18 protein-coding genes are annotated in these 19311 nt (G+C 52.7%); 9 read left to right on the top strand and 9 right to left on the bottom strand.

Going from position 1 to position 19311, the window contains the following annotated elements; genetic code table 11:
• Positions 1–315 precede the first annotated feature (315 nt).
• Positions 316–1707: a NarK family nitrate/nitrite MFS transporter gene (locus OGV89_RS05790; protein ID WP_003020752.1), complete on the bottom strand. Its 1392-nt coding sequence runs from the start codon at positions 1705–1707 to the stop codon at positions 316–318.
• A gap of 340 nt (positions 1708–2047) precedes the next feature.
• Here OGV89_RS05790 and narX point away from each other — a divergent pair, with 340 nt between their 5' ends.
• Together narX and narL are read left to right on the top strand one after the other, a co-directional pair.
• Positions 2048–3844 carry a nitrate/nitrite two-component system sensor histidine kinase NarX gene (narX, locus tag OGV89_RS05795; protein ID WP_003020754.1) on the top strand — a complete coding sequence of 599 codons (1797 nt, stop codon included), beginning with the start codon at positions 2048–2050 and terminating at the stop codon, positions 3842–3844.
• The gene (gene narL / locus OGV89_RS05800; RefSeq protein WP_003020756.1) at positions 3837–4487 is read left to right on the top strand and encodes a two-component system response regulator NarL; all 651 of its coding nucleotides are present in this window, start codon (positions 3837–3839) and stop codon (positions 4485–4487) included. Before narX ends, narL begins: the two co-directional genes overlap by 8 nt.
• Positions 4488–4508: 21 nt before the next feature.
• On the opposite strand, the gene OGV89_RS05805 is transcribed toward narL, so the two are convergent.
• On the bottom strand, positions 4509–5894 hold the full coding sequence (locus tag OGV89_RS05805) for a YchO/YchP family invasin (protein WP_048998543.1): 1386 nt from the start codon (positions 5892–5894) through the stop codon (positions 4509–4511).
• 175 nt (positions 5895–6069) lie between these two features.
• On the opposite strand from OGV89_RS05805, the gene OGV89_RS05810 reads away from it, so the two are divergent.
• Positions 6070–6423: a DsrE/DsrF/TusD sulfur relay family protein gene (locus OGV89_RS05810; protein ID WP_003020761.1), complete on the top strand. Its 354-nt coding sequence runs from the start codon at positions 6070–6072 to the stop codon at positions 6421–6423.
• A gap of 262 nt (positions 6424–6685) precedes the next feature.
• A complete protein-coding gene (locus tag OGV89_RS05815) occupies positions 6686–6931 on the top strand; it encodes a DUF1883 domain-containing protein (RefSeq protein WP_003020763.1) in 246 nt (81 codons plus the stop codon).
• 54 nt (positions 6932–6985) lie between these two features.
• Here OGV89_RS05815 and OGV89_RS05820 read toward each other — a convergent pair whose 3' ends face one another.
• Complete coding sequence (locus OGV89_RS05820) at positions 6986–7681, bottom strand: gamma-glutamylcyclotransferase (protein ID WP_032935458.1); 696 nt, start codon at positions 7679–7681, stop codon at positions 6986–6988.
• Between the two features lie 403 nt (positions 7682–8084).
• On the opposite strand from OGV89_RS05820, the gene chaA reads away from it, so the two are divergent.
• Positions 8085–9185 carry a sodium-potassium/proton antiporter ChaA gene (chaA, locus tag OGV89_RS05825; RefSeq protein ID WP_003020769.1) on the top strand — a complete coding sequence of 367 codons (1101 nt, stop codon included), beginning with the start codon at positions 8085–8087 and terminating at the stop codon, positions 9183–9185.
• Positions 9186–9283: 98 nt separating this feature from the next.
• On the opposite strand, the gene kdsA is transcribed toward chaA, so the two are convergent.
• From kdsA to hemA, 6 genes are read right to left on the bottom strand one after another with little or no spacing between them, the layout of a single operon-like run.
• Positions 9284–10138 (bottom strand): 3-deoxy-8-phosphooctulonate synthase, encoded by an 855-nt coding sequence (gene kdsA, locus OGV89_RS05830; protein ID WP_049016283.1) that lies wholly within the window; start codon positions 10136–10138, stop codon positions 9284–9286.
• A gap of 35 nt (positions 10139–10173) precedes the next feature.
• Complete coding sequence (gene sirB1, locus OGV89_RS05835) at positions 10174–10983, bottom strand: invasion regulator SirB1 (RefSeq protein WP_003020775.1); 810 nt, start codon at positions 10981–10983, stop codon at positions 10174–10176.
• A 2-nt stretch (positions 10984–10985) separates the two neighbouring features.
• Positions 10986–11378 carry an invasion regulator SirB2 gene (sirB2, locus tag OGV89_RS05840; RefSeq protein WP_181512428.1) on the bottom strand — a complete coding sequence of 131 codons (393 nt, stop codon included), beginning with the start codon at positions 11376–11378 and terminating at the stop codon, positions 10986–10988.
• Positions 11375–12208 (bottom strand): peptide chain release factor N(5)-glutamine methyltransferase, encoded by an 834-nt coding sequence (prmC, locus tag OGV89_RS05845; RefSeq protein ID WP_049016285.1) that lies wholly within the window; start codon positions 12206–12208, stop codon positions 11375–11377. Before prmC ends, sirB2 begins: the two co-directional genes overlap by 4 nt.
• Positions 12208–13290 (bottom strand): peptide chain release factor 1, encoded by a 1083-nt coding sequence (gene prfA / locus OGV89_RS05850; RefSeq protein ID WP_003020786.1) that lies wholly within the window; start codon positions 13288–13290, stop codon positions 12208–12210. The genes prmC and prfA overlap by 1 nt, the downstream gene beginning before the upstream one ends.
• Positions 13291–13331: 41 nt before the next feature.
• A complete protein-coding gene (gene hemA, locus OGV89_RS05855) occupies positions 13332–14588 on the bottom strand; it encodes a glutamyl-tRNA reductase (RefSeq protein ID WP_286558276.1) in 1257 nt (418 codons plus the stop codon).
• 211 nt (positions 14589–14799) lie between these two features.
• On the opposite strand from hemA, the gene lolB reads away from it, so the two are divergent.
• The 4 genes from lolB (at position 14800) to dauA (ending at position 19292) form a co-directional block, all read left to right on the top strand.
• Entirely contained in the window at positions 14800–15423 is a 624-nt protein-coding gene (gene lolB, locus OGV89_RS05860; protein ID WP_286558279.1) for a lipoprotein insertase outer membrane protein LolB, read from the top strand.
• A complete protein-coding gene (gene ispE, locus OGV89_RS05865) occupies positions 15420–16271 on the top strand; it encodes a 4-(cytidine 5'-diphospho)-2-C-methyl-D-erythritol kinase (protein ID WP_196088207.1) in 852 nt (283 codons plus the stop codon). The genes lolB and ispE overlap by 4 nt, the downstream gene beginning before the upstream one ends.
• Positions 16272–16537: 266 nt before the next feature.
• On the top strand, positions 16538–17485 hold the full coding sequence (gene prs / locus OGV89_RS05870) for a ribose-phosphate diphosphokinase (protein ID WP_001518537.1): 948 nt from the start codon (positions 16538–16540) through the stop codon (positions 17483–17485).
• 124 nt (positions 17486–17609) lie between these two features.
• Positions 17610–19292 (top strand): C4-dicarboxylic acid transporter DauA, encoded by a 1683-nt coding sequence (dauA, locus tag OGV89_RS05875; RefSeq protein WP_003020797.1) that lies wholly within the window; start codon positions 17610–17612, stop codon positions 19290–19292.
• Positions 19293–19311 lie beyond the last annotated feature (19 nt).

Raw genomic sequence — 19311 nt, forward strand, 5'->3', positions numbered from 1 at the left:
ATAATTCAATTATCATGCAAATGTTAAATTCTTTATAAGTGGGTATTAAGGGGTATCCCCCCTGCTTAGCATGTTGCGTTCGCCGTTCTCACAGGCTGTTGTCATGCCACAATACAAAAGTATGTTGTAACTAATTACAGATAAAAAAAAGCGCGGTCTAACACCGCGCAATGGATAATCAACTTACACTTCATCCTTCAAACTGCTTCGCGTTGGCTGCGCTCGTTCTCCCCAGTCACTTACTTCTGTTAGCTCCTGGGGATTTCTCACTTGCCGCCTTGATGCAGTTAGAATGATTTTGTGTATACCACTTTTTTACTTTTTAGAATGACGTCCGTATACCGCCCAGGTGATAACCACACAAGCGACATAGAAGATCAGAAATACTTTCATCGCACCGACCGGAGAACCGGTTAATGCCAGGGACGTGCCAAATGCTTTCGGGATAAAGAAGCCGCCGATCGCACCAATAGCAGAGATAAAGCCCAATGCTGCCGCCGTATCGGTTGCCGCCTCGCGCATCGCTTTCTCTTCTGAACCACCTTCAGCTTTCACTCTGTCCATCGTCAGTTTGCGAAAGATTACAGAGATCATCTGGAAGGTTGAACCACTCCCCAGACCAGCCGTCAGGAACAACGCCAGGAACACAGCGAAGAAGGCAATGAAGTTGCCACCGACACCGTTTGATGGCAGCGTCAGGAACAGTAAGGCACTGAAAATAGCCATCAGAATGAAGTTCACCAGCGTGACGCGGGTCCCGCCCAGACGGTCAGAGATTGCGCCGCCCGCAGAACGCGCCAGCGCACCAATGAACGGGCCAAAGAAGGCGTAATGCAGGATCTGCACCTCTGGGAACTGCGTTTTTGACAGCATCGCGAAACCGGCAGAGAAACCGATAAAGGAACCGAAGGTCGCCAGATACAGCAGGCTCATAATCCACAAATGCCCGCGTTTCAGCACCGGCAATTGCTCTTTCAGCGAGGCTTTGGAGGTTGCCAGTTCGTTCATACCGAACCATGCTGCCAGCGTGAAAATAGCGAGGAACGGCACCCAAATCCATGCAGCGTTTGCCAGATACAGCTGCGTGCCATCCGGTTGTTCAACCCCGTGGCTACCAAATGCGGCAAAGATTGACAATGAAACCACCAGCGGCGCGACCAACTGCATCACGCTGACGCCCATGTTGCCCAGGCCACCGTTCAGACCCAGCGCGCCGCCCTGTTTCTGTTTTGGAAAGAAGAAGCTGATGTTTGCCATACTGGACGCAAAGTTCGCACCAGCGAAGCCGCACAGCAGGGAGATAATAATAAAGGTACTAAACGGCGTGGAGGTATCCTGCACCGCAAAACCTAACCATACGCAAGGAATGATCAGGATGCCGGTGCTAAATGCCGTCCAGCGACGTCCACCAAACAGGGGGACCATAAAGGAGTACGGAACACGCAGCAGCGCGCCGGACACCGAAGGTAATGCCGTCAGCATGAACAGTTGTTCAGTGGTGAAATCAAATCCGACTTTCGGTAAGTTCACCGCCACGGCGCTAAATAACATCCACACGCAAAACGCCAGCAGCAAGCAAGGGACGGAAATCCACAGGTTACGGCTGGCGATTCGTTGACCACGCTGCTGCCAGAAGGCGGGATCTTCCGGTCGCCATTCGGTAATTACAGCTCCAGATGCCCTTTCCGGGGCAGATGAGTGACTCATAGACACCTCTGATACTTGTTTCGATGCCTGCAACATTAGGGTTTACAGCTGGAGGTAAGTTGATATAAATCAAAGGAAAAGGTGTCATTATTCATGCCTAAAATTTATTATTACCCTTAATGAGTACATAACTTCGGTAAAAAAGATGTGGTTTTTCACGCTTCTGTCGCCCCCTACTCCCCCTCGCCCAGGATCTCTCCCTCCACTGGCAATTAAGGGGTAGCCCGTTTGAGGTATGGGTATACTCCAGTGTATCGCCGAGAATAACGCCACTGCCTGCAGCAGAATCGTCATTCAATAAGGTTTTCTGTTCGACGAAAACCCGAAGGAACAAGTCACCATGTTTAAACGTTGTCTCTCCCCGCTTACGCTGGTCAACCAGGTGGCGCTGATTGTTTTATTGTCCACAGCCATCGGCGTGGCGGGTATGGCTGTCTCCGGCTGGCTGGTTCAGGGCGTTCAGGGTAGCGCCCATGCAATCAACAAAGCGGGATCGCTGCGCATGCAGAGTTATCGCCTGCTGGCAGCCGTACCGCTGGACGCTAGCGATCAACCGCTGCTGGATGAAATGGAGCAAACGGCGTTTAGCCCGGAGTTGACGCGTGCCGCAAAGCGAGATGGACAACAGGCGCAGTTAAAAGCATTACAGGATTACTGGCACACTGAACTTGCGCCGGGACTTGCGCATGCGCAAACGCCTGATGCGGTAGCGCAGGATGTGACGCGCTTTGTGGGCGGACTGGATAAATTGGTCACCGCCTTTGACCATACCACCGAATTACGCATTGAACGCGTCGTCCTGCTGCATCGCCTGATGGCCGTATTTATGGCATTGCTGCTGGTTTTCACCATTATCTGGCTGCGCGTGCGCCTGTTAGAACCGTGGAAACAGCTGCTGTCGATGGCGCGAGCCGTCAGCCAGCGTGATTTTACCCAACGCGCGCATATCAGCGGTCGTAATGAGATGGCGGCTCTGGGCTCGGCGCTAAATAATATGTCGGAAGAACTGGCCGAAAGTTACGCTGTGCTGGAACAGCGAGTACAGGAGAAAACGGCGGGGCTGGAGCACAAAAATCAGATTCTTTCTTTTCTGTGGCAAGCTAACCGCCGCCTGCACTCTCAGGTGCCGTTGTGCGAACGCCTCTCTCCGGTACTGAATGGTCTGCAAAATTTGACCTTGCTGCATGATATTGAGCTCCGGGTTTACGACCTAGAAGATGAAGACAATCATCAGGAATTTACCTGTCAGTCAAATGCCAGCTGTGATGAGAAAGGTTGCCATCTGTGTCCTCGCGGAACGCTGCCCGCGATTGACGGCGGGATTACATTGAAATGGCGGCTGACCGATGCGCATACCCAGTATGGTATTCTACTCGCCACCTTGCCGAACGGACGCCATCTCAGCCACGATCAGCAGCAGCTGGTTGATACTCTGGTTGAGCAACTGACCGCAACGCTTGCGCTCGACAGGCATCAGGAGCGTCAACAGCAGTTGATTGTGATGGAAGAGCGTGCCACCATTGCGCGCGAACTTCATGATTCTATTGCACAATCGCTCTCTTGTATGAAGATGCAGGTTAGCTGTTTACAGATGCAGGGCGATGCGCTTTCAGATAACTGTCGCGAGTTGCTCAGCCAGATTCGTAACGAGCTAAATGCTTCATGGGCACAACTGCGAGAACTGTTAACCACCTTCCGTTTACAGCTCACGGAACCTGGATTACGACCGGCGCTGGAAGCCAGCTGTCAGGAGTACAGCGCCCGTTTTGGATTTACGGTTAAGCTGGATTATCAGCTACCGCCACGCCTGGTCCCTTCGCATCAGGCGATTCACCTGCTACAAATTGCGCGCGAAGCCCTGAGCAACGCACTTAAACACTCTCAGGCCAATGAAGTGGTCGTGACGGTGGTGCAAAATGGCAAGCAGGTCAAACTGACAGTGCAAGATAACGGCTGCGGCGTACCGGAAAACGCCGAACGCAGTAACCACTACGGCATGATAATAATGCGCGACCGCGCGCAGAGCTTGCGCGGCGATTGCCGCGTACGCCGTCGCGAGACGGGCGGTACTGAAGTTGCTGTCACTTTTATTCCCGAAACAAACTTCACAGAAGTCCAAGGAGATACCCATGAGTAATCTGGAACCGGCAACTATCCTGTTGATCGACGATCATCCGATGCTGAGAACCGGTGTAAAACAGCTTGTCAGCATGGCGCCCGATATTACCGTTGTCGGCGAAGCCAGCAATGGTGAGCAGGGTATCGAGCTGGCTGAATCCCTTGATCCCGATCTGATCCTGCTTGATCTCAACATGCCCGGCATGAACGGTCTGGAAACCCTCGATAAGCTGCGTGAAAAATCACTGTCGGGCCGTATCGTTGTGTTTAGCGTATCCAATCATGAAGAAGATGTGGTTACCGCACTGAAGCGTGGTGCCGACGGTTACCTGCTGAAAGATATGGAGCCAGAAGATTTACTGAAAGCATTGCAGCAGGCTGCCGCTGGTGAAATGGTGCTGAGCGAAGCCTTAACCCCGGTTCTGGCCGCCAGCCTGCGCGCCAATCGCGCAACGTCCGACCGTGATGTTACTCAACTGACGCCGCGCGAACGCGATATTCTTAAACTCATCGCCCAGGGTCTGCCTAATAAGATGATCGCCCGCCGCCTCGACATCACCGAAAGCACAGTAAAAGTTCACGTGAAGCATATGCTGAAGAAAATGAAGCTCAAATCACGCGTTGAAGCCGCGGTATGGGTGCACCAGGAACGCATTTTCTGATAACGCGCTCATGCGTCATTGTTAACGAGGATCATTTTCCGAAACGGTAATAAACGGTTCGGTCAGTGATAGCGTGATCTCATTGGAAGAGACACGCTGGCCCTGCTCATCTTCTACCACCACAGACAACCGCCAGCGGTTTGTCGCACCTTCTCTATTGTCCCACTTCGGCATAATAATCGTCCAACCCTGCGCGCTTCGGCTATTGCTGCCAGCCGTTAAGCTCAATGCCTGAGTATCACCCTGCCATGCCAGACGACGGATCCCATGCAAACTACGCACCTGCAGCTTCAACGCCACTGTCTCACCAGGCTTGAGATCCCAGGGCGGCGTGACCAAAAATACCGACAGTGTTTTACGCTGGCGATACTCCAGCGTCGGCAGATTGTTACGTTGTGGATCGTCATAACGACTGCCGCGCAGCGATCGGCTGTTTGCCACCTCGCTTACCATCAGCTGTTTTTTTAGCGGCACGCCAAAACGGTAATTTAACGTTAATCCGAGGTTATTCTGACTGACGCCATTTTCACCCTGCTTATGCTGTGCTGTCACGGTGATCAGCGGCACCGGCGTATAGCTCAATCCCAGATTCACCGCCACAGGATTGTGGTACCCGGTTCCGGAATGAAACAGATCCACCTGGTCGCCAAAATACTGCTCCACGCTGACGCTGGTATTGAGATGTTGATAGAACGGCATGCGCATTTGCGCGGTCAGGTCGTATCCCCGGGCCATCCGTTGTTCTTGAGTTGCAAAACGATCCTGCCAGGAGGACAACGGTTGATAGTAATTAGCAGATAAACGGAGGTATTCACCCCACGCCTCTGCCCCCACGCCTCCCCGAGGCAGATTCTCATCCAGCAGGTTGTCATAAAAGGTGTTGTAACCCAGTAACCAACCGTCACGAACCCAGCGCTGCCCAATCCCCGCATTACTGACCAGGCCTCCGTCCTGTTGCGTCAGCCCCAACTGGCTCCATGTGAGATAACGTTGATTGTCCTGCCACGGGATAAACCAACTTCCCCGACTCCCGGTAAAGCTGCCTTCGTTATCCACCTGCAACCCGACGCTGGCGTTTCCCCAGGGAGAGAGCCAGGATTCCAGTTGCTGATTCACCTGTTCGCTGACCCTGTCGCGCACCTGGCCAAACGCAAACTGCTTCGCCTGTTCACCTGTATCAAGCCCGTTATCGGTCATGCTGGCTTCACCAAACGCTTTGACCATTTCGGCAAAGTGCTTTTCGCCTGCCCGCGACTCCGGCGCCATACCAAGATCGGGCAAGCCATCACTATTGTTATCGAAAGGGTTTTCCGCCTGGTGAATAAATGACGATTGCGCGCTGGCAGTACCGCCTGCCAACGGCAAGAGTGCAAATACAGCGAGAGATAAATAAATATTACGGCTCAAATCGTTAGTGGTTTCTTATATCTATTAGCCACAGCGGCATACTTATCTTAAACCATAACGTCTTCAGTATTGATTTTCAGCCCTTCCTTCCTTTTTCGGCATTATCCTGGCATCTAGAAATAGGTGTAACATACGTGTCAGTTTTTAACGCTCACATGCAGCAAAAGGAGTAAAAATGCAAAAGATAGTGATCGTCGCGAACGGTGCAGCCTATGGAAGCGAATCGTTATTTAACAGCCTACGTCTGGCTATCGCCTTGCGCGAGCAGGAAGGGGATCTCGATCTGCGTTTGTTTTTAATGTCGGACGCGGTAACCGCAGGATTGCGTGGTCAAAAACCCGCGGAAGGATACAATATTCAGCAAATGCTGGAGATTCTGACGGCGCAAAATGTGCCGGTCAAACTGTGCAAAACCTGCACCGATGGCCGTGGAATCACCACGCTGCCGTTAATTGACGGAGTAGCCGTCGGCACGCTGGTTGAACTGGCTCAATGGACGCTGGCTGCAGATAAAGTGCTGACCTTCTGATACACCGCTTTCAGGCAAGCACACTGAAAGTGTCGATAATTTCCGGATTTAATCGTAGATGGGCGCGGTTTCGTTGAACGTTAGCACGCCCTTTCAATCCTTTTGAGGGATTTTGTCACTTTTGTTTAATCGTTATGCCATTTTTTGATCAAAATCAGCATCCCGTTGCTCCCCCTTTGGTGTTATGCAATGAGTGAAATGTGAACAACATCACGCAGCACTTTCGACAGAAAGTACGTTGTTTTCAAGAACGGGGTGAAAAATGGCATTAGTGAAGGCAAGTTTAAAGTTATTTGGTGGCGATACGGTGGTTGTGCGCTGTTCCGAGCGCTGTCACATCCATCTGATGAGCGAGAAAAATCACGTCAAAGACACGCAGTCCGACATCTTAAGCGTGCAGGATCGTGACAACGCATGGTTGACCGTGCCCTATACCGGCATCTGGAATGTGCTGATCGACAGCCACAGCCAGTCGCTAGAGCATTCAATAAGTTATATTGCAGCCTAAGCGTTAATTGCCCGAAAAGCGCCTGGCTTTCGGGCATTCAGTTCCCGGCTGGATTCAGGCAAACCCTGGCCGCATAACGCCTTCCGGCAGATTCTCTCCCAACAATCGTTTGACCGTGATCACCAGATCGTTAAGACAGTCATCCTGCATCCCCAACTTGACCAGCTCTTGTTCCAGCGAGAACAAATACTGGGCGTTGGTGCCTAAAGGTCCGCTCGCCGCAGCGATAAGCGGCGCAATCACCTGCGCGCGCGTGTCTGACTCAAACAGCGGGTGGCGAGGATCCATAATAAAGACCAGCGCGTTCACCTTCCGACCATCATCCAGCGCCAACTGGCACCAGGTGGGCAGATAGCATCCGGTGATCATTTCACGCTTCCACAGTAAAGAAAGCTCTTGTTCGAGCGATGCGTTAGGTAAGCGGTAGGCTACACCGGTGGTGCGTCCGCCCTCTTTCAAGGCCAACATGCGTCCTGGCTGACCAGCCGTTCCTCGCCCCGCCGTCAGGCGCAGGCAAAAAGCACGGTGCCAGCCAACTAACGTCCCGGTACAGGACTCATCAAACTCTAAGGCCGGATTCCACATCAACGATCCATAACCGAAGATCCACACCGGTCCATCATCGGGTCGGCAAGCAAGCGTAGCCGCCAGTGAGGCTGCCCGTTGTTCCGCTGACCAGAGTAGTGATTCTTCAATAGCACCAAATGCCGTCTTACAGTCGGCATTCAATAAAAAATCACGCGTTAACACCTTACACCTCCGCCACTGCTGCTTCCCTGCGACAACTTTTTTGACGCCTTCCGGGCTTTTTTACTGCTCATTTTGAAACCAATAGCTGGACAATAGGCAATTCGCCGCTAGCTTGCAAGGCAACAAAACGTCAACGGCACTTTATATCCTCTCGCGTTGCTAAGCTCTGCACTATCATTTGTATCAGTAGTATCAGCAATTTTTGTTGACGTTAAAATCTAATGCTTTGTTATTTAAATACTCTATAAACAAGATATGCAATTTTATCCGCTTGGATGCAAAAATTGGTCCATGCCGTAAAATTACGTAAAACTAGATCGGAAATACCGAAAGATCTGTTATTTTTTACATTCTTTAATACTTTTATAATTATAAATACCTGCAGAGATGGAGAATTAGTTCAATGACACAAGTACATGAGGCGGTAAAAACCCGCCACAAGGAGACCTCTCTCGTCTTCCCGATTTTGGCGCTGGTAGTCCTGTTCTTCTGGGGGAGCAGTCAGTCACTACCAGTGGTCATCGGTATTAATGCGCTGGCCCTTATTGGTATATTAAGCAGCGCATTCAGCGTTGTCCGTCATGCGGATGTATTAGCACATCGACTTGGCGAACCCTACGGGTCACTGATCCTCAGCCTGTCCGTCGTTATTCTCGAAGTCAGCTTAATCTCCGCATTAATGGCGACCGGTGATGCTGCACCTACGCTCATGCGCGACACGTTGTACTCAATCATTATGATCGTCACCGGCGGTCTGGTCGGTTTTTCGTTACTATTGGGTGGCCGTAAATTTGCTACTCAGTATATGAATCTGTTTGGTATTAAACAGTATTTAATTGCCCTGTTCCCACTGGCCATTATTGTACTGGTGTTCCCAATGGCGTTACCGGGAGCGAATTTCACTACCGCCCAGGCGCTGCTGGTAGCATTAATTTCTGCAGCGATGTACGGCGTATTTTTACTGATTCAAACCAAAACGCACCAAAGCCTGTTCATTTACGAGCATGAAGATGAAGGCGACGATGACGACCCGCATCACGGCAAGCCATCAGCACACAGCAATATGTGGCACGCCGCCTGGCTTATCATTCATCTGATCGCCGTTATTGCCGTAACCAAGATGAACGCCAGCCCACTGGAGACCTTGCTGACTGAACTGAATGCCCCAGTGGCCTTTACCGGTTTCCTGGTTGCGTTACTCATCCTCTCTCCTGAAGGGCTGGGCGCGCTGAAAGCGGTTCTGAGCAATCAGGTACAGCGGGCGATGAATTTGTTCTTCGGTTCAGTATTAGCCACTATTTCACTAACCGTACCAGTGGTGACGCTGATCGCATGGGCAACCGGGAATGATTTGGTGTTTGCGCTGGGCGCGCCAGAGATGATTGTGATGGTTTCTTCACTGGTACTGTGCCATATCTCTTTTTCCACCGGACGCACCAATGTGCTTAACGGTGCGGCACATCTGGCGCTGTTTATCGCCTATCTGATGACGATATTTGCCTGATGAAAAAAGCCGGACACCGACATAACTTGTCGGGTCCGGCTTCTTATTTCCTTTCGTATACCTGATAAGCGCAAGCTCTATCAGGCACACAAAATGAATTAGTTCTCAGTATCCAGCTCGTCGAAGCTTTTCACCAGGTCATCAATCGCTTTAATCTGCGTCAGGAACTGTTCCAGTTTTGCCAGCGGCAGCGCGGATGGGCCATCGCATTTCGCATTGGCTGGATCCGGATGCGCTTCAATAAACAGACCCGCCAGACCTACCGCCATACCGGCGCGAGCCAGTTCGGTAACCTGCGCACGACGACCGCCGCTTGCTGCGCCAAACGGATCACGGCATTGCAGCGCATGGGTAACGTCAAAAATCACCGGTGAGTTGCCGGAGACTTTCTTCATCACGCTGAAGCCCAGCATGTCTACAACCAGGTTGTCATAACCAAAGTTCGCGCCACGGTCGCACAGAATAACCTTATCGTTACCACCTTCATGGAATTTATCCACGATATTGCCCATCTGGCCAGGGCTTACGAACTGCGGTTTCTTCACGTTGATAACGGAACCGGTTTTCGCCATCGCTTCCACCAGATCGGTCTGACGCGCGAGAAATGCCGGCAGTTGAATCACATCCACCACGTCAGCAACAGGCTGCGCCTGGCTGGCTTCGTGAACGTCGGTGATCACTTTTACGCCAAAAGTCTGCTTCAGTTCCTGGAAGATTTTCATCCCTTCTTCAAGGCCCGGTCCACGGTAAGAGTGGATGGAAGAACGGTTGGCTTTATCAAAGGAGGCTTTGAACACGTAAGGGATACCCAGCTTTTGAGTAACGGTTACGTAGTGCTCACAAATGCGCATCGCCAGATCGCGGGATTCCAGCACGTTCATTCCGCCAAACAGCACGAACGGCAGGTCATTTGCCACGTTGATGTCGCCAATGCTAACCACTTTTTGTTTCATAGGATCGCCTTAAACGGTAGGTAAAGTGTCATTAATCAATGCAATACAATTTGCTTGTGCGAAATAGTATTAATCTGCGCACGAATCATTTCGCTGATCGGGTCTTCCGGACACTGCTCAACGAAATAACTTAAATCGGTCAGCGCAACATGTTCACACTCAAGCTGCGCGTAGATTAATCCACGATCGCGTATTTCATACGGATCTTCAGGATTAAACTGTAATAGTGCTTCGCTGGCACGCAGCGCCAGCTCCATTTGCCGCTCTTCCATCAGCGATGATTTCAGCGTGTCGAGCAGCTTGCGGATTACTTCTGCATTATCCGCCTCATCCAGGTCTTCGTTAAACAGCTCCGCGACCGGGCTGATATTCCCCTTCAGCCACACTTCCAGCGTGTGCTCATTTAACGTTTCGCCATTGAACGGATTGATTAGCCACATTTCGCCATCGAGCGATTCAATACGCAGGATGAGTTGTGTCGGGAAAATCACCGGCACCAGCGGTAGCTCCAGTCGGTTGGCAATCCACAACAAGATAGCGCCCAGAGATACGGCGCTGCCCTGACGATTTTTCAGTACCTGGTCAAGCCATAATGCATCAGAAAGACGATAGACGCCGTGGGTATCCGTAAACCCCCATTCGCCGTAAAAAAGTGCCAGCAGTTTTTCCAGTTGCTCATCCTGAGACAGGAGCTGGCTAATTTCTTCTTGCGCCAGACTAACCAGACGTTCCAGTTCGTCATACACAGTTTGTGTTGGAAAATCCAGACGGATAGACTCCGACGCCAGGATCATCCCATCACACAATGGCGCTTTATTAAATTCGAAATCAGCTAACGACCTCATGCTTACCCCAGTAACGGTATTTTTGTGGTGGCGAGTTTAATGATGATGTACAGCACCACCAGCGCCAGCGGAAATGCGACTAATCGCGCCTGCTGACTGCGCGCCCGACGATAATCGAGCGCAATAAAACCCAAAACGATGTAAATGATAACCCCAAACAGCTTTTCAGTCAGCCATGTCCCGTGCTCAGTGAATGGCAGGATGTGCGCTTTAACCATTAACGCTATGCCGCTGAGTAATAAAACGGTATCGACAACCGGCGGCAAGATGCGCGTCCAGCGCGCGCAGGCAAGGCGCGAGTCGGTGTAACGCCACCAAAAACGCAGCGTTAACAGACCAACAGAAAGCGCAATGCTGATGAGATGGACGTTGAGTAACACGCTGAAGGTACTCATGATGGGATGCGTCCAAGCGTAATTCGCTCGTTGCCGCCATAGTCGCGGCAGGTTTCAACCGCCTGGTAACCAGCATGAGTATAGGCGTCGCGGACTGCCTGTCCCTGCTGCCAGCCGTGCTCCAGCAACAGATAGCCGCCGGGCGTTAGCATTTGTCGAGACTGGTCAATGATATGCACGATATCCGCCATACCCTGCTCGCCCGCCACCAGTGCCGATAGCGGCTCAAAACGTACATCGCCAAGCGCCAGGTGCGGGTCCTGTTCGTCGATATACGGCGGATTGCTGACAATCATGTCAAACTGCTGCCCCTGCAAAGCGCTGAACCAGTCGCTTTGCAGCACGCAAACATTGTCGATGGCCAGATGCTGTTTGTTGCGAGTTGCCAGCGCCACGGCATCGGGCATGCGGTCAACCGCGGTCACCGCGCAATCCGGACGCTCAGTTGCCAGCGCCAGCGCGATGGCGCCCGTGCCGGTTCCCAAATCGAGAATACGACACGCAGAGGCAGGCAGACGAGCCAGCGCCTGCTCAACAAGACACTCAGTATCCGGACGTGGAATAAGCGTAGCCGGAGAGACAAACAGCGGCAGCGACCAGAACTCGCGCACGCCGGTCAGATGTGCCACCGGCTCACCCCGCTGACGGCGTTCCAGTAATGTATCGAGCCGTTGACGCTGCGCCTCGGTTAACACCGTTTCGCCGAACGCCAGAATAAAGGTGCGCCCCTTACCGGTGACAAACTCGAGTAAAATCTCGGCGTCACGTCGCGGGCTTTCGCTTGCCTGTAATTGGCTTATCGCTTCACGCAGCCAGTGCTGATAATCCATTAATCCTGCTCGGACAACGCCGCCAGTTGGTCGGCCTGGTATTCCTGGACAATCGGCTCAATCAGCATATCCAGTTTGCCTTCCATCGCTTCATCCAGACGGTAGAGTGTCAGGTTAATGCGGTGATCGGTCACACGACCCTGCGGGAAGTTATAGGTGCGGTTACGATCGCTGCGATCGCCGCTGCCCAACAGGTTACGACGTTCAGAGGCTTCTGCCTGTTGACGTCTTGCCACTTCGGCGGCACGAATTCGCGCCCCCAGCACCGACATCGCTTTGGCTTTGTTTTTATGCTGTGAACGTTCGTCCTGGCATTCCACCACGATACCGGTCGGTAAGTGGGTAATACGGATTGCGGAGTCGGTGGTGTTAACGTGCTGACCGCCCGCGCCTGATGAACGGAAGGTATCAATACGCAGATCGGCCGGGTTGATATCCGGCAGTTCGGCATCCGGCAGTTCCGGCATGACAGCGACCGTACAGGCAGAAGTATGAATACGCCCCTGCGATTCCGTCGCAGGTACGCGCTGCACGCGATGGCCGCCGGACTCAAACTTCAGTCGCCCGTAAACGCCTTCGCCGCTAATCTTGGCAATGACTTCTTTAAACCCGCCATGTTCGCCTTCGCTGGCGCTCATGATCTCTACCCGCCAGCGACGCGATTCAGCGTAACGGCTGTACATGCGGAACAGATCGCCGGCAAACAGCGCCGCTTCATCACCACCGGTTCCCGCACGCACTTCGAGGAAAGCGTTACGTTCGTCATCGGGGTCTTTAGGTAACAGCAGGACCTGCAGATGCTGTTCCAGCTGCTCGCATTTCTCTTTTGCTTCGCGCAGTTCATCCTGCGCCATTTCACGCATTTCAGGATCGTCGAGCATCATCTGAGCCGTCTCGATATCTTCCTGAACCTGTTGCCAGTCCGTAAAACAGCGAGAGACATCGCTTAATTGCGCATATTCGCGCGACAGCGCACGAAAGCGATCCTGGTCTGCGATAGTACCCGCATCACCGAGCAGCGCCTGAACTTCTTCATGGCGTTCATGCAGGGCTTCCAGTTTGGCAACGATAGAAGGCTTCATAGGCGTAAATGCACCCTGTAAAAAATAAGATTGGTGTGCTGCTACTCCAGCCCGAGGCTGTCGCGCAGAATATTCAGGCGTTCACTATCCCCGTCACGGGCGGCCTGTTGAAGTGATTTGGTTGGTGCATGGATCAGGCGGTTGGTCAGTTTCCAGGCCAAATCCTGCATAATGGTTTGCGCATCACCGCCCTGCTGAAGAGCGGCCAACGCTTTAGCGGTCAGTTCATCACGGATCTGTTCTGACTGACTGCGATACTCGCGGATAGTGTCGCTTGCGCCCTGGGCGCGTAGCCAGGCCATAAACTCGCTGGCTTCCTGCTCCACAATCGTTTCGGCTTCCACCGCCGCCGCTTTGCGCTGGGCCAGGTTATGCGAAATGATGCTTTGCAGGTCATCAACGCTGTACAGATAGGCGTTAGACAATTTACCCACTTCCGGCTCGACATCGCGCGGTACGGCGATATCCACCAGTAGCATAGGCTGATTGCGACGGTTTTTAAGCGCGCGTTCCACCATTCCTTTACCGATAATCGGCAGCGGACTGGCAGTAGAGCTGATAATGATATCGGCATCCTGCAAACGCGCGTCGATATCACTCAGTGAAATCACCTCGGCGCCGACTTCATCCGCCAGCACCTGCGCACGCTCGCGCGTACGGTTGGCGATGATCATCTTCTTCACTTTATGCTCGCGCAAGTGTCGCGCTACCAGTTCGATGGTTTCGCCCGCACCGACTAACAGCACGGTTACCGTTGAGAGCGATTCAAATATCTGCCGCGCCAGAGTACAGGCGGCAAACGCCACCGACACGGCGCTGGCACCGATGTCAGTTTCTGTACGTACACGTTTAGCAACAGAGAATGATTTCTGGAACATGCGCTCCAGCGCACTGGCGTTCTGGTGGCCTTTTTGCGAATCCGCAAATGCTTTTTTCACCTGCCCCAAAATTTGCGGTTCACCGAGCACCAGTGAATCCAGACCACTGGCAACGCGCATCAAATGACTGACGGCGTCGTTGTCCTGGTGCCAGTACAGGCTATTACGTAGGTCTTCTTCATTGAGGTTATGGTATTCGCACAGCCAGCGAATCAGCGCTTCTCGCAGGTTATCCTGCTCTTCCACGCTGAGGTAAATCTCTGTGCGGTTACACGTCGACAGCACTACCCCGCCCTGCACCATTGGCAGCGCTTGCAGGCTGTCCAGCGCCTGATCGAGCGTATCCGGCGAAAACGTTACGCGTTCTCGCAGCGATACAGGTGCCGTTTTATGGTTAATACCAAGCGCTAAAAGGGTCATGTGTGCGGGAATAGTACCAGCGTTGATAAGGTTAGACTGGGTGCATCATACAGGATGCGTGCGGTCAATAAAAGAGACTGACCCCTTTTGGAGTAATAGCTTAGTGCACAAATTTAAGCGATTTAAGATAACTTGAACGTAGACGATGTCAGATGGTGGCGCTAGCATTGAGAGTTATAACTGCAACGTATCTCAAGGATTTGTCATCATTATGACCCTGCCTGATTTTCGCCTGATTCGCCTGCTGCCCCTTGCGGCCCTGGTTCTTAGTGCCTGTACCCTCAACGCGCCGAAAGGTCCCGGCAAAAGCCCCGATTCCCCGCAGTGGCGCCAGCACCAGCAGGAAGTACGCGCCCTGAACCAATATCAGACGCGCGGTGCGTTTGCCTATATTTCCGATCAACAGAAAGTGTATGCCCGCTTTTTCTGGCAGCAAACCGGTCAGGATCGCTATCGTCTGCTGCTGACCAACCCACTGGGCAGCACGGAACTGGAACTCAACGCGCAGCCGGGCAACGTTGAACTTGTCGATAACAAAGGTAAGCACTACACCGCCGACGACGCTGAAGAGATGATCGGCAAACTGACCGGCATGCCTATCCCATTGAATAGCCTGCGCCAGTGGATCCTGGGTCTGCCGGGAGATGCCACCGATTACAAACTCGATGATCAATATCGTCTAAGTGAAGTGAACTACAGCAAAGACGGTAAAAGCTGGAAAGTGGTCTATAGCGGCTACGACAGCAAAACGCAGCCAGCGATGCCGGCAAACATGGAGCTGTCGGACGGCTCCCAGCGTATTAAGCTAAAAATGGATAACTGGATTGTGAAATGATGACTCATTGGCCCTCTCCGGCAAAACTGAATCTGTTTTTATACATCACCGGGCAACGTGCGGACGGTTACCACTCGCTGCAAACGCTATTTCAGTTTCTTGATTATGGCGACACGATAGATATTGCGCTGCGTGGCGACGGCGAAATTCGCCTGTTAACCCCGGTGGAAGGCGTTGCGCACGAAGACAACCTGATCGTCCGTGCGGCACGTTTGCTGATGAAGGTAGCATCTGAAAGCAATCGACTTCCCAACGGGAGCGGTGCGGACATCAGTATCGACAAACGCCTGCCGATGGGCGGCGGTCTTGGCGGTGGTTCATCAAATGCGGCAACCGTTCTGGTGGCGCTGAACCATCTCTGGCAGTGTGGACTTTCGATTGATGAACTGGCGGCACTCGGTTTAACCCTGGGGGCGGATGTTCCCGTGTTCGTGCGCGGCCATGCGGCCTTTGCCGAAGGTGTTGGAGAAATTCTGACGCCGGTCGAGCCTGAAGAAAAGTGGTATCTGGTTGCTCACCCGAGAGTCAGCATTCCGACACCGGTGATTTTTAACGATCCCGACCTCCCGCGCAACACGCCAAAAAGGTCAATAAAAACGTTACTAAAATGTGAATTCGGCAATGATTGCGAGGTTATCGCAAGAAAACGTTTTCGCGAGGTTGATGCGGCGCTTTCCTGGCTGTTAGAATACGCGCCGTCGCGCCTGACTGGTACAGGGGCTTGTGTCTTTGCTGAATTTGACACTGAGTCTCGTGCTCGCCAGGTGCTTGAGCAAGCCCCGGAATGGCTCAAAGGCTTTGTGGCGAAAGGCGTCAACCTCTCCCCATTGCACAGAGCGTTACTCTAAATCCTTCTGGTTTCAGGAAGATGGCGAAATGACAAACCGCCAGGAGCATACAAAAGTATGTGACTGGTGTGAGGAATTGATGCCAGCGAACATGAAACACGAAGGATAAGGAGTAAGCCGGGCAAGCTGAGTTGCGGTGACAACGTCACCCTGTTCCAGACGTTGCATCGCGCTCTTTAATACACCGCATGGAGAGGATACTGCCTGGCCCGCACAGTTTTCGGCAGATTCTTTCCACCAATGGACGCATGCCTGAGGTTCTTCTCGTGCCTGATATGAAGCTTTTTGCTGGTAACGCCACCCCGGAACTAGCACAACGTATTGCCAACCGCCTGTACACTTCACTCGGCGACGCCGCTGTAGGTCGCTTTAGCGACGGCGAAGTCAGCGTACAAATTAATGAAAATGTACGCGGTGGTGATATTTTCATCATCCAGTCCACTTGTGCCCCTACTAACGACAACCTGATGGAATTGGTCGTTATGGTTGATGCGCTGCGCCGTGCTTCCGCAGGCCGTATCACCGCCGTTATTCCTTACTTCGGCTATGCACGTCAGGATCGTCGCGTACGTTCCGCTCGTGTACCGATTACCGCTAAAGTCGTCGCTGATTTCCTGTCCAGCGTTGGCGTTGACCGCGTCCTCACAGTTGACCTGCATGCTGAACAGATCCAGGGCTTCTTCGATGTACCGGTTGATAACGTATTCGGTAGCCCGATCCTGTTAGAAGACATGCTGCAGCTGAACCTGGACAACCCAATTGTGGTTTCTCCAGATATCGGTGGCGTCGTGCGTGCCCGCGCTATCGCTAAACTGCTGAACGATACCGATATGGCTATCATCGACAAACGTCGCCCGCGTGCGAACGTTTCTCAGGTGATGCACATTATTGGTGACGTTGCAGGTCGTGACTGCGTGCTGGTTGATGACATGATCGATACCGGTGGTACGCTGTGCAAAGCAGCAGAAGCACTGAAAGAACGTGGCGCAAAACGCGTATTTGCTTACGCAACCCACCCGATCTTCTCAGGTAATGCGGCAAACAACCTGCGCAACTCTGTTATTGATGAAGTCGTTGTCTGTGACACTATTCCACTGACTGACGAAATCAAAGCACTGCCAAACGTGCGTACATTGACCCTGTCGGGTATGCTGGCCGAAGCGATTCGTCGTATCAGCAACGAAGAATCCATCTCTGCTATGTTCGAGCATTAATCGAGCCCGGCTCAAAAACCCGCTGCGGCGGGTTTTTTTATCTGTAATATTTATTTGTATGACTTTTGCCTCCTTCACCTGCCATTCAGTTGACAGATGATGCGCCCATGGATGAAACATTATTGTGAACAGATTATTTTCCTCACATGTGATGCCTTTCCGCGCCCTCATCGACGCTTGTTGGAAAGAAAAATATACTGCTTCCCGCTTCACCCGCGACCTGATCGCCGGGATAACGGTTGGGATCATTGCCATTCCACTGGCGATGGCGCTGGCAATAGGCAGTGGCGTTGCTCCGCAGTACGGTCTGTATACCTCAGCCGTTGCTGGGATTGTTATCGCCCTTACCGGGGGCTCGCGCTTTAGCGTATCTGGCCCAACCGCCGCCTTCGTGGTGATTCTGTATCCGGTGTCGCAACAGTTTGGGCTGGCAGGCCTGCTGGTTGCCACGCTCATGTCCGGGATATTCCTGATCCTTTTCGGCCTCGCCCGCTTTGGTCGTTTGATCGAATATATTCCGGTCTCCGTGACGTTAGGTTTTACCTCAGGTATCGGTATCACCATCGGTACCATGCAGATTAAAGATTTTCTCGGCTTGCAAATGACCCACGTGCCAGAGCACTATTTGCAGAAGGTGGGCGCGCTATTTATGGCTTTGCCAACCATCAACGTGGGTGATGCCGCGATTGGCGTGGTGACACTGGGGATCCTGATTTTCTGGCCGCGTCTGGGTATCCGATTACCGGGCCACCTTCCCGCACTCCTGGCAGGCTGTGCGGTAATGGGTATCGTGAACCTGACCGGCGGCCATGTCGCCACCATCGGATCTCAGTTCCACTATATTCTGGCTGACGGCTCGCAGGGCAATGGTATCCCACAGTTGCTGCCGCAACTGGTATTACCGTGGAATATGCCAGAGTCAAACTTTACTCTGAGCTGGAGCTCGTTACAGGCGCTGTTACCGGCAGCCTTCTCGATGGCAATGCTCGGGGCGATCGAATCTCTGCTGTGCGCCGTCGTACTCGATGGGATGACCGGCACCAAACACAAAGCTAACAGTGAGCTGATTGGTCAGGGACTGGGCAACATCGTCGCACCGTTCTTTGGCGGTATCACCGCCACGGCGGCAATTGCCCGTTCTGCGGCAAACGTCCGCGCGGGTGCAACATCGCCAATCTCAGCGGTTATCCATGCGATTCTGGTGATCCTAGCCCTGTTGGTGCTTGCACCGCTGCTTTCCTGGTTACCGCTTTCCGCCATGGCCGCCCTGCTGCTAATGGTGGCATGGAACATGAGTGAAGCGCATAAAGTGGTGGATTTGCTGCGTCATGCGCCGAAAGACGACATCATCGTTATGCTGATGTGTATGTCGCTGACGGTGCTGTTCGATATGGTTATCGCCATCAGCGTCGGTATCGTTCTTGCATCTCTACTGTTTATGCGTCGTATTGCGCGCATGACGCGTCTGGCGCCGGTCAACGTAGACGTGCCGGACGATGTGCTGGTGTTGCGCGTCATTGGCCCGCTATTCTTTGCCGCGGCGGAAGGATTATTTACCGATCTCGAGTCGCGTATTGAAGGTAAACGCATCGTAGTCTTGAAGTGGGACGCGGTCCCGGTACTGGATGCCGGTGGTCTGGACGCTTTCCAGCGTTTTGTGAAAAAACTGCCTGAAGGCTGCGAGCTGCGGGTATCTAACCTGGAATTTCAGCCGCTGCGCACCATGGCGCGCGCGGGTATTCAGCCGATCCCCGGTCGTCTGGCATTTTTCCCGAATAAAGACGCCGCTTTAGCGGATATTAAATAGCAAAAAGGCTCCCGTGAAC

Origin of the sequence: Citrobacter sp. Cf125, assembly GCF_030333935.1 — a bacterium.
GTDB classification, from domain to species: Bacteria; Pseudomonadota; Gammaproteobacteria; order Enterobacterales; family Enterobacteriaceae; genus Citrobacter; species Citrobacter freundii.